Here is a 15,667-nt window from a genome sequence, read left to right on the forward strand (position 1 = left end):
TCGGACTGATGTGATACTCCTAGGCCGATGCAAGCACAGTCGACGACACCGGTAGGGGGTGTGCTTTGCTGACGCTGCACCGCGCCGAGAGCGCCGGCACGCTCGCGTCTGCGCTCGCTGAGGTGCTGGTCAGGCCCCTCGTGGATCCATTTCAGCGCGAGGTGATCGCGGTCCCGGCGAAGGGCGTCGAACGGTGGCTGACCCAACGCCTGTCACACATCCTGGGGGCGGGTGACGTCGGCCACTGTGACGGTGTCGCCGCCAACATCGACTTCCCGTCCCCGACCCGACTGATCGACCAGGCCCTCGCGGTTGCCACCGGATACAACGTCGACGACGATCCGTGGCACCAGTCGCGGGTGCTGTGGACCCTGCTGCAAGTCATCGACGACTGTGTGTCCGAGCCGTGGTGCGCGGTGCTGGCCCGGCACCTCGGCTGCGGCGCTGACGGACGTGGCGCCGACGACCACCGCGCCGGCCGCCGCTACGGCACGGCCGCGCACCTGGCCGAACTGTTCCGCTCGTACGGCTCGCAGCGGCCGGCGATGCTCGCCGACTGGGCCGGCGGCCGCGACACCGACGGCACCGCACCGCTCGACGACGACCTGCTGTGGCAGGCGCAGTTGTGGCGCCGGCTGCGGGAACGGATCGGCACACCCAGCCCGGCCGAGCGACTCGCGGACGCCTGCGCGCGCCTGCGCACCGAACCTGCGGTGCTCGACCTGCCGGAACGGCTGTCGCTGTTCGGCCCCACCCGGCTGGGCACGGACCAGATCGAGGTCCTCTCGGCGATCGGTGCCAATCGGGATGTGCACCTGTGGATTCCGCACCCGAGCATCGAGATGTGGGGAGCGCTCGCGGATACCGTGCCGCCGCGACGCCGCGCCGACGACACGCGTGCGCTCGACGTCGCGCATCCGCTGCTCGCCAGCCTCGCGCGGGACGTGCGCGAGTTGCAGTCGCGGCTCGGCGCCGTCGACAAGGTCGACGTGCACCATCCGGGGCCGGCGCGGCCGACGACACTGCTGGGGCGCCTGCAGTCGGACGTCGCCGCCGACCGGGTCCCGACCGCATGGACGGCCGACGACACCGTGGAGATCCACGCCTGCCACGGCCCGGCCCGCCAGGTGGAGGCCCTCCGTGAGCGGCTGCTGCGCCTGTTCCAGGACGATCCCGCACTCGAACCCCGCGACGTGGTCGTGATGTGCCCCGACGTCGAGACCTACGCGCCGCTGGTGCGCGCCGCATTCGGTCAGGGCGTCCAGGGCCCGCTCAGCCACCCCGGACACCGGCTGCGGGTGCGGCTCGCGGATCGTGCTCTGCACCAGACCAATCCGGTCCTCGGGGTGGTGTCGACGCTGCTCGACCTCGCCGACTCCCGCGTCACCGTCAGCCAGGTCCTCGACCTCGCGGCCACCGGGCCGGTGCGGCGCCGGTTCCGGTTCGACGACGACGCCCTCGAACGGGTCCGCGAATGGACCACCTCGGCCGGGGCGCGGTGGGGGATCGGGCGCCGGGAGCGCGGTGCGTTCGGCCTCGGCGACTACGAACAGAACACGCTCAAGGCCGCCCTCGACCGCGTCCTGCTGGGCGCGGCCGCCGACGACGCCGACGGTGAATGGCTCTCGCTCGCACTGCCTCTCGACCACGTCGAGAGCAACGACATCGACCTGACGGGGCGTGTCGCCGAGTACGTCGACCGGCTCGACGTGTCGCTGCGCGGACTGACCGGACCGCAGCCCGCCGAGCAGTGGTCGGCGGCGCTGTCCCGCGCCCTCGACCTGCTGGTCGACGTCGCCGAGGCCGATGCCTGGCAGCTCGGTCAGGCTCGCCGCGAGTTGGCCGCCGCCGTCGAGCACGCCGGCGACTCCCTGCTGCGTCTGGCCGACGTCCGCGCCATGCTCCGGTCACGCCTCGCCGGGCGGCCCACCCGCGCCAACTTCCGCACCGGTGAACTCACCGTCTGCACGATGGTGCCGATGCGGTCGGTCCCGCACCGTGTGGTGGTGCTCCTCGGGCTCGACGACGACGTGTTCCCGCGCGGCACCAACATCGACGGCGACGACGTCCTCGCCCGCGATCCGCTGCTCGGGGACCGCGATCCGCGCAGCGAGGACCGGCAGCTGCTGCTCGACGCGATCATGTCCGCGACCGAACGGCTGCTGCTGTTCTACACCGGTGCCGACCCGGTGAACGGCACCCCGCGCCCGCCGGCGGTGCCGCTCAGCGAACTCCGCGACGTGCTCGAGACGATGACGGGCAGCAACCCCGTCGTCCGACATCCGTTGCAGCCCTTCGATGCCCGCAACTTCGATCCGCATGCCCCGCGGAGCTTCGATCGCGCGGCGCTGGCCGGTGCCCGGGCCGCGCAGCAGTCGTCGGCGCCCGAGCCGGGATTCCTGGTCGAGTCGCTCCCGCCGGCGCCGGCGGGCGACGTCGATCTAGCCGACCTGATCGCCTTCCTCGAGCACCCCATCCAGGGGTTCCTGCGGCAACGCCTCGGGTTCCGGGTGCCCGAGATGGACGAGGACGTCGCCGACGCGCTCGACCTCGAACTCGACCCGCTCGCGCGGTGGGGGATCGGTGACCGCATGCTCGCCGCCCGCCTCGCCGGCACCGACCCCGCCGCGTTCCGTGCCGCCGAATGGCGCCGCGGCACCCTGCCACCCGCGCGGCTGGGCGAGACCGCGCTCGCCGACATCGAGTGGACCGTCGAATCGCTCGTGCGCGCCGCCGCACCGGTGCACGAGGGGCGCTCCGAGGCCATCGACATCGACGTCGACCTCGGCGAGGGACGACGGCTCGTCGGCACCGTCGACGGGGTGCACGGTGACGTCGTCGCACGCACCACGTTCTCGCGACTCGCCGCGAAGCATCGGATCGGCGCCTGGGTGCGCCTGCTCGCGGTCGCGGCCACCCGGCGATTCGAGAACCCGACCGCCGTCACCACCGGACGCGGCCGTGGACGCTCCCCGGTCGCACGGTCGACGCTGGCCGCGCCGGAGAATGCGCCCGAGATCCTGCGCCGGCTGGTCGACATGCGCGATCGAGGTCTCCAGCGCCCGCTCCCGGTTGCGCCCGGCGCCTCGGCCGCCTACGCGGACCAGCGGTTCCGTGGTCGATCCATCGAACTGGCGTTGGTAGCCGCCGACCGCGAGTGGGGCGGCGACTTCGGCGACGGCACCGACCGCCACGTCCAGTACGTGCACGGGGCCGGGGCGAGTCTGTCGGTCCTCACCGCCGAGCAGGCACCCCCGGGCGCCTACGAACCCACCACCTTCGGCACCGAGGCCGCCGTGCTGTGGGGTCCGCTGCTGGCCGCCGAGACGCTGGGGGAGCCGTGACGACCGGGATGACCACGCACACCGACACCGGCTTCGACCTGTTCGCGCCGCTCCCGACGGGCACGACGGTCCTCGAGGCGAGCGCGGGCACCGGCAAGACCTATGCGATCGTCGGGTTGGCGGCGCGCTTCGTCGCGGAGCAGGGCATCGACCTGTCCCAGCTGCTGCTGGTGACGTTCAGCCGCGCCGCGACGAAGGAACTCCGGGAGCGCACCCGGGAGCGATTCGCCTCGGCCGCAGCCGGATTGGCGGATCCGTCCGCCGCGCGGGAGAGTGCCGATCCATTGGTCGCGCACCTGGCCGACGTCCCCGATACCGAGGTCGCCGAGCGGCGACGGCGCCTGCTGCAGGCGCTGTCGGACTTCGACGCCGGCACCATCGTTACCACGCACAGCTTCTGCCAGCGCATGCTCGACGGGCTCGGTATCGCCGGCGAGCGAGACCCCGACGCGGTCCTCGTGGAGGAGGCGGACGAGCTGGTCGAGGACGTCATCGCCGACCTGTACGTCCGGCAGTTCGGGCGCAACGACACCCGCACCCTCCGTCCCGCCGAGGCGCGCGCCGCCGCCCGGGCCGCGATCTTCGATCCCCAGGCGGTGCTCGCCCCGGAGGAGGCCGACGGCACGCGTGCCGGTGACGCCGTCGCCTTCGCGAGCGCGGTGCGGGAGGAGACCCGGCGCCGCAAGCGGCTGGCCGGGATCCGCGACTTCGACGACCTGCCCGCCCTGCTGCACGGCGTCCTCACCGATCCGGAACACGGCGCGGCGGCCAGCCGGCGGGTGCGCGAGCGCTACCGCGTGGTGCTGGTCGACGAGTTCCAGGACACCGACCCCCAGCAGTGGGGCATCCTGCGCGCCGCGTTCCACGGGCACTCGACGCTGGTGCTCGTCGGCGACCCCAAGCAGGCCATCTACGCGTTCCGCGGCGCCGAGGTGCTCAGCTACCTCGACGCCGTCGCTGCCGCGGACCGGCGCCGCGAGCTCACCTGCAACTGGCGCAGCGACGCGGATCTGGTTGCGGCACTGCACTACCTGCACGGGGGCGCCGCGCTGGGGCACCGCGACATCGTCGTCCATGCCGTCGACGCCGCCAAGCCCGGATCGCGGTTGCACGGAGCGCCGCCGCTGCGGGTGCGCTACCTGCCGCGGGCCGGGGCGGGGCGGCTCAACAACTCCGGCTTCCCTGTCGTCGGACGGGTCCGGGAACGCGTCGCCGACGACGTGGCCGCCGACATCGTCCGGCTGCTCGAGAGCGGCGCGACGCTCGAACTGAACGGCACCCGCCGCCCGGTCGAGCCCGGCGACATCGCCATTCTCGCGGGCACCAACGCGCAGATCACGCTGGCCCGCGAGGCACTCGACCACGCCGGTGTCCCGTCGGTGCTGGCCGGCGGCAGCAGCGTGTTCGAGACGCCCGCCGCGCAGCACTGGCTGCGGGTGCTGCAGGCGCTCGAGCAGCCGCACCGGCCCGACCGGGTGCGGCTGGCCGCGCTCACCCCGCTGTTCGGCTGGACCGCGGAGGAGATCGACTCCCGCAGCGACCAACTGGTCGCCGCGGTGGGCGGGCGGTTGCGGGAGCTGTCGGCGCTGTTCGCGCAGTCCGGATTCGCGGCGCTGTTCGAGCGGCTCGCCGCCGACACCGGTCTCGAGGCCCGCCTGCTCGCCATCACGTCCGGCGAGCGCAGCCTCACCGACCTGCGGCACATCGCGCAGCTGCTCGGCGCCGTCGCGGTGGACGAGTCCCTCGGGCTCACCGCGCTCACCGGCTGGCTCACCGACCGCATCAAGGACCCCAAATCCGGTGGCGGCGACCGCAGCCGACGCCTCGACAGCGACGCCGCCGCCGTCCAGCTGGCCACCGTGCACGCCAGCAAGGGCCTTGAATACCCGATCGTCTACGTGCCGTTCGCGTGGAGCACCGGCCGCTACTCCGACCCCAACCGGCTGCTGCTGCACGACGAGCACGGCCGCCGCATCCTCGACATCGGCGGCGAGGGCAGCCCCGGCTACGGCGACCGCCGACGCCGCCGCGACGCCGAGGCCGCGGGCGAGGACCTGCGGCTGCTGTACGTCGCGCTCACCCGCGCCCAGTGCCAGCTGGTGCTGTGGTGGGCGCCCGCCTACGGCACCAGCGAGGGCCCGCTGCACCGGATCCTGTTCGGGCGCGACCCCGGCGAGGGCGAGGTGCCGCAGAAGGTGGGCGTCCCGGAGGACCCCGCTGTCGCGCAGCACCTCACGCGCTGGGCCGACACCGCGCCGGTGTCGATCGCGGTCGAGGCCGTCGGCGCCGACCCGATCCCGCGGCTGTCGTGGACGCCGCCGCAGGAGCAGACCGGCGCGCTCGCCGCGGCCGTGTTCGACCGGGAGCTCGACGCCGGGTGGCGGCGCACGTCGTACACGGCGCTCACCGCGTCGGCGCACGAGCATCCCGGGGTGACCAGCGAGGCCGAGGAACCCGAGACCGACGACGAGCCCGAGGAACCGTCGCTCGTCACGGCCGCCGCAGGGTCCTCTCCCGGGATCCCGTCGACGATGAACGACATGCCGTACGGCGCGGTGTTCGGCACTCTGGTCCACGAGATCCTCGAGCACGTCGACACCGCCGCCGACGACCTCGAGACCGAACTGGTGCGGCACTGCCGCGAGGCGGTCGCCGCGCGGATGTCGCAGGTCGATCCGGTCGCGCTGGCCGGCGCGCTGCTCCCGGTGCTGCGGACCCCGCTCGCCGGCGGCGGCACGCTCGCCGACATCATGCCGCGGGACCGGCTGCCGGAGTTGGACTTCGAGCTGCCGCTCGGTGGGGGTGACGATCCGGTCGCGCTCGCGGCGACACTGCACCGGATCGCCGACTCGTTGCGCCGGCACCTGCCCGCCGACGACGTCCTCGCGTCGTACGCGGACCGGATCGACATGCTCGAGCCGACCCCGCTGCGCGGCTACCTCACCGGCAGCATCGACGCGGTGCTGCGCCTTCCCGGGGTCGATGGCCCGCGCTTCGTGATCGTCGACTACAAGACCAACCGGATCGTCCCCGGCGAGGTCACCACCGCCGACTTCACCCGCGACGCCATGGCGGGCGAGATGATGCGCTCGCACTATCCGCTGCAGGCGCTGCTGTATGCCGTTGCGCTGCACCGGTATCTGCGTTGGCGTCTGCCGGGCTACGATCCGGCGACGCATCTCGGTGGGGTGCAGTACCTGTTCGTGCGCGGCATGGTGGGGCCCGAGACCCCGGACGGCGCGGGGGTGTTCGACTGGTATCCGCCGGCCGCGCTGGTGGTGGAGCTGTCGGATCTGCTGGCAGCATCGAGCGGGGTGATCGCATGACGGAGGCGCGCGTCGCGCAGCGCGGCAAGGGTGTGCTGCGCGAGTTCAACGAGACCGGGGTGCTCGAGGCCGCCGACGTGCACGTCGCGCTGCGGCTCGCGGCACTCGGCGGCGAGACCCGCGAGCCGGTGCACCTCGCGACGGCGCTTGCGGTGCGGGCGGTCCGGTCGGGGTCGGTGTGCCTGGACCTGAGCCGGATGCGGGATGTGACGGTCGACGCGCTGCCCGACGGCACGCCGGTGGACGTGTCCGGACTGCCGTGGCCGGACGACGCCCTGGTCGCCGAGGGGTTGCGGTCGAGCCCGCTCGTGGTCGGCGGCGACGCCGGTCCGTTGCGGCCCTTGCGGCTCGTCGAAGATCCGAACGGCGACCTGCTGTATCTGGACCGGTACTACCGGCAGGAGCAGACGGTGCGCCGGATCCTCGACGAACGCGCGCACGGGCATCCCGCCGTCGACGAGGACCTGCTGCGCGCCGGGCTGGACGAGTTGTTCCGCGACCAGCGGCATCCGACGCGGCCGTCGGACGTCCCGGATCGGCAGCGCATCGCCGCCGCGGTGGCGGCCACGCACTGGACGTCGGTGATCGCCGGCGGCCCGGGCACCGGCAAGACCCACACCGTCGCGCGGGTCCTCGCGCTGCTCGACCGGCAACAGCCGGGGCTCCGCATCGGCCTGGCCGCCCCGACCGGCAAGGCCGCCGCGCGCCTCGAGGAGTCGGTGAACGAGCAGGTCGAGGCGGTCGGCCTGCGGTCCCAGTTGTCGGCGATGACGGTGCACCGGGTGCTCGGCTGGCAGCGCGGGACCAGCCGGTTCCGCTTCAACGAGACCAACCACCTGCCGTACGACGTGATCGTGGTCGACGAGACGTCGATGGTGTCGCTGACCATGATGTGCCGGCTGCTCGAGGCCGTGCGCCCCGAGGCGCGGCTGGTGCTCGTCGGCGACCCCGATCAGCTGACGTCGGTGGACGCCGGCGCGGTGCTCGCCGACCTCGTCGCCCGGCCGGTGACCGGTGTCGAGAACCCGGTGCTGGCGCGGGTGATCGGCGCGGACATGGCGGCGTCGGACGATCCGGCCGAGGCGGCGCTGAGCCCGACCGAGCGGGACCGGTTGCGGGGCGGTGTGATTCGGCTCAGCCGCGGCCGAAGATTCGGCGGCGCGATCGCGCAGTTGGCGGTCGCGGTGCGCGACGGTAAAGAGGAGCGGGTGCTCGAGATTCTCCGCAGCGGCGCCGAGGACGTCGAGTTCGTCGAGCCCGACGATCTGGGTGCGCTGCGCGGGGATGTGGTGTCGACGTCGGCGGAGGTGACGGCGGCGGCGCTCGCCGGTGACGCGGGCGGTGCGCTGCGGGCGTCGGAGCAGCATCGGCTGCTGTGCGCGCACCGCGAGGGCCCGTTCGGGGCGGGGTGGTGGGCCCGCAACGCGATGCAGTGGATCGGCGAGGCGACGGGGTCGCGGTTGGACCCGGACCGCTGGTACGCGGGGCAGCCGCTGATGGTGACCGCGAACGACCACGAGACGCGGATCTACAACGGCGACACCGGAGTTGTCGTGGCCGACGGTGACGACGGGCTGGTCGCCGCGTTCGCCCGCGGCAAGGATCCGTATCTGCTGCACCTGAGCCACCTGGCGTCGGTGCAGACGGTGTACGCCATGACGATTCACCGCAGCCAGGGCAGCCAGTACGACGTGGTCTCGGTGATCCTGCCGGGGGAGGAGTCGTCGCTGCTCACCCGCGAGCTGCTCTACACCGCCATCACCCGGGCGCGGAAGCGCGTGCGGATCGTCGGCACCGAGGACGCCGTGCGTGAGGGCGTCCGGCGGCAGGTGCTGCGCGCGAGCGGGCTGCGGCGGGGATGACGACTCGGCGGCGGGGTCGCTGATCGGACTCGGCCGCGGGGCCGGGTCGCTAGGCCGTCGGACGCGCCCGGATGGCGTCCAGCATCTCGCGTAGATACACCCCGAACACCGCCGCCATGTCGACCGCCGCGTCGTCCACCAGCCACTGCTGCTGGAGGCCGTCCATCATGGCGACCAGCCGGAACGCGTGCGCCTCGGGGTCGACGTCGGACCGGAACTCGCCGGCCGAGATCCCGCCGCGGATGCCGTCCGCGATGTACTGCCGAACGCGCCGGTAGCGGCTTCGGGCCCAGTCGTGGGCGGGGTGATCCGCGGTGACGGATTCGGCGCTGAGAACGGTGAACAGCTGGACCAGCTCGGGGAGTCGCTGATTGCGCTCGACCAGGTCGCCGAGGGTCTCGATGGCCGCGAGGCCGGTCAGCGGCCGGCCGGCGGTATCGGTGAACAGCTCGAGGTCCATCTCGTCGCGCAGATCCAGCGTGGCGGCCAGCAGCTCCTCCTTGGTGTGGAAGTGGTGCAGCAGGCCCGCCTGGGAGAGCTCGGCCCGCTCGGCGATCCGCGCGAGCGAAGCGCCGCGGTACCCGTTCTCGGCGAACTCCTCCATCGCGATGTGCAGGATCCGGGTCCGTCGCGCACGGCCGACGGCGTAACTCCCGACCCGCCGACGCGTTCGGACAGGGGCGTTTGTGCCCTTCTCACCGGTGCTCACGTGCTCACTGTAGGGGAGTCGGAAGGTAACGTGGAGATAACAAACCTAGTACCGACTCGGTATTTAGGGTTAGCCTCGACCGAGGCGGCCCGATCCGGGTGCAGACACGAAGGAGTGCTGGTTGTGAAGAGCCCCCGAGGGAATGCGGTTGTGGTGGACGAGCGGAAGTTGGGAAGCCTCCTCGCGGAACTGACGCTCGAGGAGAAGGTTGGTCTGCTGACCGGCGCGGACTTCTGGTCGCTCGACGCGATCGAGAAGATCGGTCTGCGGAAGATCCTGCTCTCGGACGGTCCCAACGGCGTCCGCGGCACGACCTGGGACGAACGCGACACCAGTCTCCTGTTCCCGAACCCGTCGGCGCTGTCCGCCACCTGGGATCCGGAGCAGGTGGAGCGGGCGGGAGCGCTGATGGGCGCCCAGGCCCGGGACAAGGGGATCGCATGGTTCCTGGCCCCGAACATCAACATCCATCGCTCGCCGCTCGGCGGGCGGCACTTCGAGTGCTATTCGGAGGACCCGCTGCTCACGGCCTCGATCGTCGAGGGTTTCGTCGCGGGTGTTCAGGGCAACGGCGTCGCCGTGACGATCAAGCACTACATCGGAAACGAGTCCGAGACCGACCGGATGACCTACGACGCGCGGATCTCGGAGAAGGCGCTGCGCGAGGTGTACCTGGTGCCGTTCGAGGCCGGGGTCCGCGCGGGCGCCTGGTCGGTGATGGCGTCCTACAACTCGGTCAACGGCACCAGCCTGACCGACAACCGGCGGCTGCTCACCGAGATCCTCAAGGACGAGCTGGGCTTCGACGGCGCGGTGGTGTCGGACTGGTTCGCCACGCGCTCCACCGCCGCGTCCGCGAACGCGGGCCTCGACGTCGCAATGCCCGGTCCGTACAGCCCGTGGAACGAGGCGCTCGTCGCCGCGGCCCGCGCCGGCGAGGTCGCCGAGAGCGTCATCGACGACAAGGTGCTGAGGGTGCTCCGGCTCGCCGCCCGCACCGGGTACCTCGACGGCTTCGACGGGCCCGCGCCGGCGACGACCCCGGCCGACGCGTGTGAGCAGATGCGCGACATCGCGGCGCGCGCCATGGTCGTATTGCGCAACGACGACGACGTCCTGCCGCTGGATCCGGCGTCGCTGAACCGCGTCGCGGTCCTCGGCCCGAATGCGGCGCTGCTGACCGCGCAGGGTGGCGGATCCGCGCACGTCAATCCCGCACACGTGATCAGCCCGCTGGCCGGGCTGCGCGAGGCTTTCGGAGACTCCGTCGAGATCGAGCATCAGGAGGGGGTGTCGACGCAGCGCCTCCTTCCCCCGATTGCGCCGGACATCGCCCGCGACCCCGAGACCGGCGAGCCGGGCTTCCGCGTCGACTTCGTCGCGGCGGACGGCGCCGTTCTCGGCAGCGAGCGGCGTCATGCGTCCCGTCTGGTGTTCATGGGCAACCTCCCAGCGGGCACCGCCGAGGTGCGGCTCCGGACCGACCTGACCGTCGACCAGGCCGGGGCGCACCAGTTCTCGGTGTCGGGCGCCGGGGACTACTCCCTGCAGATCGGCGCGGCCAAGCCGCAGGAGATCTCGCTGTCCAACGTCGACAACGACCTGGTCGCGAACCTGGTCAAGCCGCCGGAGCACCGCGTCTCGGCGGAGCTCGGCGCCGGGACGGTCGGTGTGGAGTTGCGCACGGTCGTACCGGAATTCCCGATGGTGATGTTCGGCCTGAACCACGAGGCGCCGCGCGCGGGCGCGGACGACGCGTTCGCCGCCGCCGTCGAGGCCGCGAGGAACGCCGACGTGGTGCTGGTCTTCGTCGGCACCACGGACGAGGTGGAGAGCGAGGGCTTCGACCGCGCCGACCTGCTGCTTCCGGGCCGGCAGGACGAGCTGGTGTCGGCGGTGGCCGCGGTGAATCCGCGGACGGTGGTGATCGTCAACGCGGGCGCGCCGGTCGAGATGCCGTGGCGCGACGAGGTGGCGGCGGTGCTGTGGGCGTGGCTGCCGGGCCAGGAGGGTGGCTACGCGATCGCCGACGCGCTGACCGGTGTGGTCGAGCCCGGAGGTCGGCTGCCCACGACCTTCCCCGCGGTCGGTGCCGACGCGCCGGTGTTGTCGACGCAGCCCGTCGACGGCGTCATCGACTACGCCGAGGGCTCGACGTTCGGGTACCGCGCGTACGAGCAGTCGTCGATCCGCCCGGCCTATCCGTTCGGGCACGGTCTCGGCTACACCACCTGGGCCTACGAGGACATCGCCGCCGCGGAGACCGATTCGGGGGCGGTGACGGTCGAGGTGACCGTCCGCAACGACGGCCCGCGCGTCGGGCGTGAGGTCGTCCAGCTCTACCTCGGCGGCGAGGGCACCGACGCGAACGACCCGCTGCGGCTCGTCGGATTCGCGTCGGTGGTCGCCGGCGCGGGTGAAACGGTGACCGCCCGGATCACCGTGGACCGCCAGACGCTCGCTCGCTGGGACGAGTCGTCGGCGGTGTGGCGTGTGGCCGGTGGGTCCCGGACGCTGGTCGCGGCGCGCTCGGTCGCCGACCGTCGGCTGACGACCCAGATCGAACTGAAGGACTCGGCGGCGTGAGTCGGCCGCACCCCATTCCTGTGAACCTCGACGAGGAGAGCGCAACATGACCGTCAATCTGTCCCGCCTCGAGATCTCGCGCGGCGAGCTGTCCTACTTCGAGGCGACGCCCGACGCCGAGGTCAAGGGCACCGTCGTCATGGTCCCGGGCTTCACCGGCTCGCGGGAGGACTTCCTCCCGATGGCGCCGTTCGTGACCGCCGCCGGCTACCGCCTGATCTCCTACTCGCAGCTCGGTCAGTACGACTCGGACGGTCCGGACGGCCGGGATGCCGTCGGCGAGTACACGATTGCCAAGTTCGCCCTCGACCTCGCCGAGGTGCTCGACAAGGTTGCGCCCGGCGAGAAGGTCCACCTCGTCGGCCACAGCTTCGGCGGACTCGTCACCCGCGCCGCCGTACTGAACGACCCGTCGCGCTTCCTCGACTACGTGATCCTCGACTCGCCGCCGAGCGGTCAGACCGTGGGCACGGCCGTGGACATCACCCAGATCCCGGAGCTGTTGTGGGCGGGTGGCAACGAGGCGCTGTGGACGGCGATGTTCGGAACCCTCGAGGAGATGTTCCCGGCGCCGGTCAAGGAGTTCCTGCGTAACCGCATCATGGTCACCAAGACCGCGAACATCGCCGGCATCGCCCTCACCATGGGCGCCGAGCCGGACCGCGTCGACGAGCTGGCCGCAACCGGCGTGCCGATCCTGGTCGCCGCGGGCGCGGACGACTTCGTGCCGGTGGACGTCCAGATCGAGGTCGCGGCGCGCCTCGGCGTGAAGTTCGAGATCATCGAGGGTGCCGCGCACACGCCGAACGAGGAGAAGCCCGAGGAGCTCACGAAGGTCCTCGTCGACTTCTGGGGCGAGGTGGTCTGACGGTCGGTCAGCTCGCCTCGAAGCGCGCCTCGACGTCCGCCTGGAGCCGAATACGCTCCGGTGTCAGCTCGATCACCGGGCGGTCGGCGTCGGAACCGACTGGGGCAGAGGCGGATGCGGCCAACATCCGTACCGCGGGCGCACCTGCGTCGGGCCCGGTGCCCGGGTTGAGCATGCCCGGATCGGCCAGCGCGACCGTGTCGATGCGGGTGCAGCCCAGGCTCTTCGTGTAGCCGCGTGCCTTCCCCAGCGCATCGCGGACCGCGAGGTCGCGCACCAGTGCAAGCGCCTTCCTGTGCGCCTTGCGGGTCAGCTTCCACTCGAGGTGCGCGATGTTGACCCCCTCGATCCCGGCCGCCTCGTCGACGAACGCCGCGACCGCGTCGAGGTCGCGGAACGTCACCGATCCGGTGGCCGTCGACCGGTAGTTCCACGGCAGCTTCTTGCCCTGCGGGTGGAACGGGCGGTAGCGGGAGTGCTGGACCTGGTCCAGTGACCAGCGGCGGAGCGGGCGTGCCCGATTCTGTTCGAGCGTGCGAATCAGCTTGGTGAGCGCCGCTGCGGACTCGGTCGCGGCGTCGGATGCTTCGGCGCGGGTGGTGCCGTCGAACTCGATGTTCAGTTGCACCACACAACGATTGGGTGAGAAGGCGCGCTCGGCGTGGCCGGTGACGGTGATCGTGACGGGATTGGTCGGCATGGGGCCAGTGTCCCCGACAACGTCGGCGCGGCGGTTCAGAACAGCGTCGGCTCGGCCCGGGCGCCGCTGCGGGCCTCGTGCACCCGCGCGTTCCAGCGCTGCACCAGCCACATCTCGATCAGCTCCGGCTCGGTGCCCACCTGCATGGCCCAGCCGCTGAGCAGTTGCAGGTAGCGGTCGTAGCGGCGGAGGGTGAAGCCGCTGACCGACGGCTCCTCGAGCCAGCCCTCGTGGATCAGTGTGGAGACGCCGTGCTGGTCGATCAGCTGGGCGCGGACCCCGTGCCGCCGGACACGGGCCGCCCACATGAACAGCGCCATGAGCGGCACGCCGACGCCCGGCATGTCCGGCCAGCCCGACCACGCGTCGCCCGACGGTTCGGGGACCCGCTTGTCCTTGGCACACCGGTCCAGGACCTGCTTGATTCTGCCGAGCGGGTCCTGGTCCGCGTGCGGGTGGAAGACATCGGGCAGGCGCCGGGTGGCGCGGCGGCTCCGGTGGGCGCTGCGCCAGGCCGCGCACAGGAACAGCAGACCAAGCGCGTCGTGGGCGGATTCGACCAGTTCGCTGCCGAGTTGCAGGTCGTTGCGCTGCACGACAGCGATGCCGCGATCCACCACGTGGCCGTCGAGATCCCGCCCGTGCAGGACGATCTCGTGCTTGTGCTCGCGCAGGTGGTGGTTCCACCAGTCGAGGTCGACGTGGGCGCTGTCATCCAGTACGTGCAGCGGGTAGACCCGCGCACGGCACCACTGCACGCAGGCCTCCGGTGGCGCGAACCCGTCGTCGAGCAGATGCATGCGGCGATGATCGCACCAATCGCCGACAGCGTCGGTGCACGACACGGTGGCACCCCGGCGCACGCGGGCATACCTTTGACGGTGAGGGCTCGATCGCGGGTGGCTACGCGAGCGACCGGGCCCTCGCCGCAGGTGAGTGCAGATGACCGGGTTGGGCGCGTTGGCGCTGGTAGTGGGCGTGCTGCTGATCGTGATCGAGGCGCACGTGCCGACCTTTGGTGCCCTCGGCGTGGTCGGGACCCTGCTGGCCGGGACCGGGGCGTGGCTGCTGTTCACGTCGGGTGGGCTGGGGATGGAGATCGCGCTGCCCGTCACGCTCGGTATCGGCGTCGTCGGCTTGGGCGCCGCAGCGGTGACCGGCAGGAAGGTGTTGTCGGCGCGTCGGACGCCCGTGCAGACCGGGGTGCAGTCGCTGGTCGGATCCCCGGCCACCGTCCGCAGCTGGGACGGGCAGCAGGGGCAGGTCGAGGCCGACGGCGGATTATGGCGCGCGCAAATGGAATTCGGCTACACCGAGACGCCGCAGGTGGGGGAGTCGGTCGTCGTCGAGGGCGTGCGCGGGCTCACCCTGAGCGTGCGGCGTCGTGAACCGTGGGAGCTGCCATGTTGACCACCATCGTTCTTGCCGCCATCGTTGTCGCGCTGCTGGTGGTGATCGTCGCGTCGGCCGCCGTCCGGGTACTGCGTGAGTACGAGCGGGGCGTGCTGTTCCGGCTCGGCCGGCTCGTCGAGTTGCGGGGCCCCGGTCTTGTTCTGTTGATCCCCGCCGTCGACCGGATGGTGCGGGTGAGCCTGCGAACCGTCACGCTGAACGTCCCCATGCAGGAGGTGATCACCCGGGACAACGTGCCCGTCAAGGTCACCGCCGTCGCGTACTTCCGGGTGGTGGACGCGGACCGCGCGATCGTCGGTGTCGAGGACTACTACGCGGCGACATCGCAGATCGCGCAGACGACGCTGCGGTCGGTGCTCGGCAAGGCCGAACTGGACGCCCTGCTCGCCGAGCGGGAGCGGCTGAACGAGGACCTGCAGAAGGTGATCGATCAGCAGACCGAGCCGTGGGGCGTGAAGGTCACCACCGTCGAGATCAAGGACGTGGAGATTCCGCGGGACATGCAGCGGGCCATTGCACGGCAGGCGGAGGCCGAGCGCGAGCGGCGCGCCAAGATCATCAATGCGGAGGCCGAGTATCAGGCGTCCACGAAACTCGCCGACGCCGCGGACGTGATCAGCCGCAACCCGACCACGCTCCAGCTGCGCTACCTGCAAACGCTGGGGGAGATGGGCGGGGAGAACAATTCGACCGTCGTCTTCCCACTGCCGCTCGATCTGGTCCGGCCGTTCCTGACGGAAGGCCCGAAGCCTGAGCCGGAGCGCGCGGCGTTGCCCGCCGGCAAGACCGACATGGATGCGCTGATCTCGGCGTGGATGTCGCTGCAGCCAGACGCACAACGCGCGGGCAAGTAGCCCGA

10 protein-coding genes are annotated in these 15,667 nt (G+C 71.8%); 7 read left to right on the forward strand and 3 right to left on the reverse strand.

Annotated features, from left to right (window positions below; genetic code table 11):
* Positions 1 to 65 precede the first annotated feature (65 nt).
* The 3 genes from recC to recD are packed head-to-tail and all read left to right on the forward strand — an operon-like array spanning position 66 to position 8,532.
* Positions 66 to 3,344, forward strand: coding sequence for an exodeoxyribonuclease V subunit gamma (recC, locus tag ACQ5DX_RS06225; protein ID WP_430331801.1), 3,279 nt, complete (start codon positions 66 to 68; stop codon positions 3,342 to 3,344).
* Between the two features lie 8 nt (positions 3,345 to 3,352).
* The gene (locus ACQ5DX_RS06230; protein ID WP_430335560.1) at positions 3,353 to 6,670 is read left to right on the forward strand and encodes a UvrD-helicase domain-containing protein; all 3,318 of its coding nucleotides are present in this window, start codon (positions 3,353 to 3,355) and stop codon (positions 6,668 to 6,670) included.
* A complete protein-coding gene (gene recD, locus ACQ5DX_RS06235; RefSeq protein ID WP_430331802.1) occupies positions 6,667 to 8,532 on the forward strand; it encodes an exodeoxyribonuclease V subunit alpha in 1,866 nt (621 codons plus the stop codon). The genes ACQ5DX_RS06230 and recD overlap by 4 nt, the downstream gene beginning before the upstream one ends.
* Positions 8,533 to 8,581: 49 nt before the next feature.
* Here the strand turns inward: recD and ACQ5DX_RS06240 are convergent, their stop codons facing one another.
* Positions 8,582 to 9,241 carry a TetR/AcrR family transcriptional regulator gene (locus tag ACQ5DX_RS06240; RefSeq protein ID WP_430331803.1) on the reverse strand — a complete coding sequence of 220 codons (660 nt, stop codon included), beginning with the start codon at positions 9,239 to 9,241 and terminating at the stop codon, positions 8,582 to 8,584.
* Positions 9,242 to 9,364: 123 nt separating this feature from the next.
* Here ACQ5DX_RS06240 and ACQ5DX_RS06245 point away from each other — a divergent pair, with 123 nt between their 5' ends.
* Positions 9,365 to 11,827 carry a beta-glucosidase gene (locus ACQ5DX_RS06245; RefSeq protein ID WP_430331804.1) on the forward strand — a complete coding sequence of 821 codons (2,463 nt, stop codon included), beginning with the start codon at positions 9,365 to 9,367 and terminating at the stop codon, positions 11,825 to 11,827.
* A 46-nt stretch (positions 11,828 to 11,873) separates the two neighbouring features.
* Positions 11,874 to 12,695, forward strand: a complete 822-nt coding sequence (locus tag ACQ5DX_RS06250; protein ID WP_430331805.1) for an alpha/beta fold hydrolase — start codon at positions 11,874 to 11,876, stop codon at positions 12,693 to 12,695.
* Between the two features lie 7 nt (positions 12,696 to 12,702).
* Here ACQ5DX_RS06250 and ACQ5DX_RS06255 read toward each other — a convergent pair whose 3' ends face one another.
* Positions 12,703 to 13,395, reverse strand: coding sequence for an SIMPL domain-containing protein (locus tag ACQ5DX_RS06255; protein WP_430331806.1), 693 nt, complete (start codon positions 13,393 to 13,395; stop codon positions 12,703 to 12,705).
* 35 nt (positions 13,396 to 13,430) lie between these two features.
* Positions 13,431 to 14,195 carry a hypothetical protein gene (locus ACQ5DX_RS06260; protein ID WP_430331807.1) on the reverse strand — a complete coding sequence of 255 codons (765 nt, stop codon included), beginning with the start codon at positions 14,193 to 14,195 and terminating at the stop codon, positions 13,431 to 13,433.
* A gap of 142 nt (positions 14,196 to 14,337) precedes the next feature.
* Here ACQ5DX_RS06260 and ACQ5DX_RS06265 point away from each other — a divergent pair, with 142 nt between their 5' ends.
* Complete coding sequence (locus tag ACQ5DX_RS06265; RefSeq protein ID WP_430331808.1) at positions 14,338 to 14,805, forward strand: NfeD family protein; 468 nt, start codon at positions 14,338 to 14,340, stop codon at positions 14,803 to 14,805.
* Positions 14,799 to 15,662, forward strand: a complete 864-nt coding sequence (locus tag ACQ5DX_RS06270; protein WP_430331809.1) for a slipin family protein — start codon at positions 14,799 to 14,801, stop codon at positions 15,660 to 15,662. The genes ACQ5DX_RS06265 and ACQ5DX_RS06270 overlap by 7 nt, the downstream gene beginning before the upstream one ends.
* Positions 15,663 to 15,667: the final 5 nt, after the last annotated feature.

Origin of the sequence: Rhodococcus sp. ACT016 (assembly GCF_050477185.1) — a bacterium.
GTDB lineage: Bacteria > Actinomycetota > Actinomycetes > Mycobacteriales > Mycobacteriaceae > Prescottella.

Bases quoted from the DNA above. Each gene is read 5' to 3' on its own strand.
- ACQ5DX_RS06250 (WP_430331805.1), top strand. From the start codon at position 11,874: ATGACCGTCAATCTGTCCCGCCTCGAGATCTCGCGCGGCGAGCTGTCC.
- ACQ5DX_RS06265 (WP_430331808.1), top strand. From the start codon at position 14,338: ATGACCGGGTTGGGCGCGTTGGCGCTGGTAGTGGGCGTGCTGCTGATC.
- recD (WP_430331802.1), top strand. From the start codon at position 6,667: ATGACGGAGGCGCGCGTCGCGCAGCGCGGCAAGGGTGTGCTGCGCGAG.
- ACQ5DX_RS06270 (WP_430331809.1), top strand. From the start codon at position 14,799: ATGTTGACCACCATCGTTCTTGCCGCCATCGTTGTCGCGCTGCTGGTG.
- ACQ5DX_RS06260 (WP_430331807.1), bottom strand. From the start codon at position 14,195: ATGCATCTGCTCGACGACGGGTTCGCGCCACCGGAGGCCTGCGTGCAG.
- ACQ5DX_RS06255 (WP_430331806.1), bottom strand. From the start codon at position 13,395: ATGCCGACCAATCCCGTCACGATCACCGTCACCGGCCACGCCGAGCGC.
- ACQ5DX_RS06230 (WP_430335560.1), top strand. From the start codon at position 3,353: ATGACCACGCACACCGACACCGGCTTCGACCTGTTCGCGCCGCTCCCG.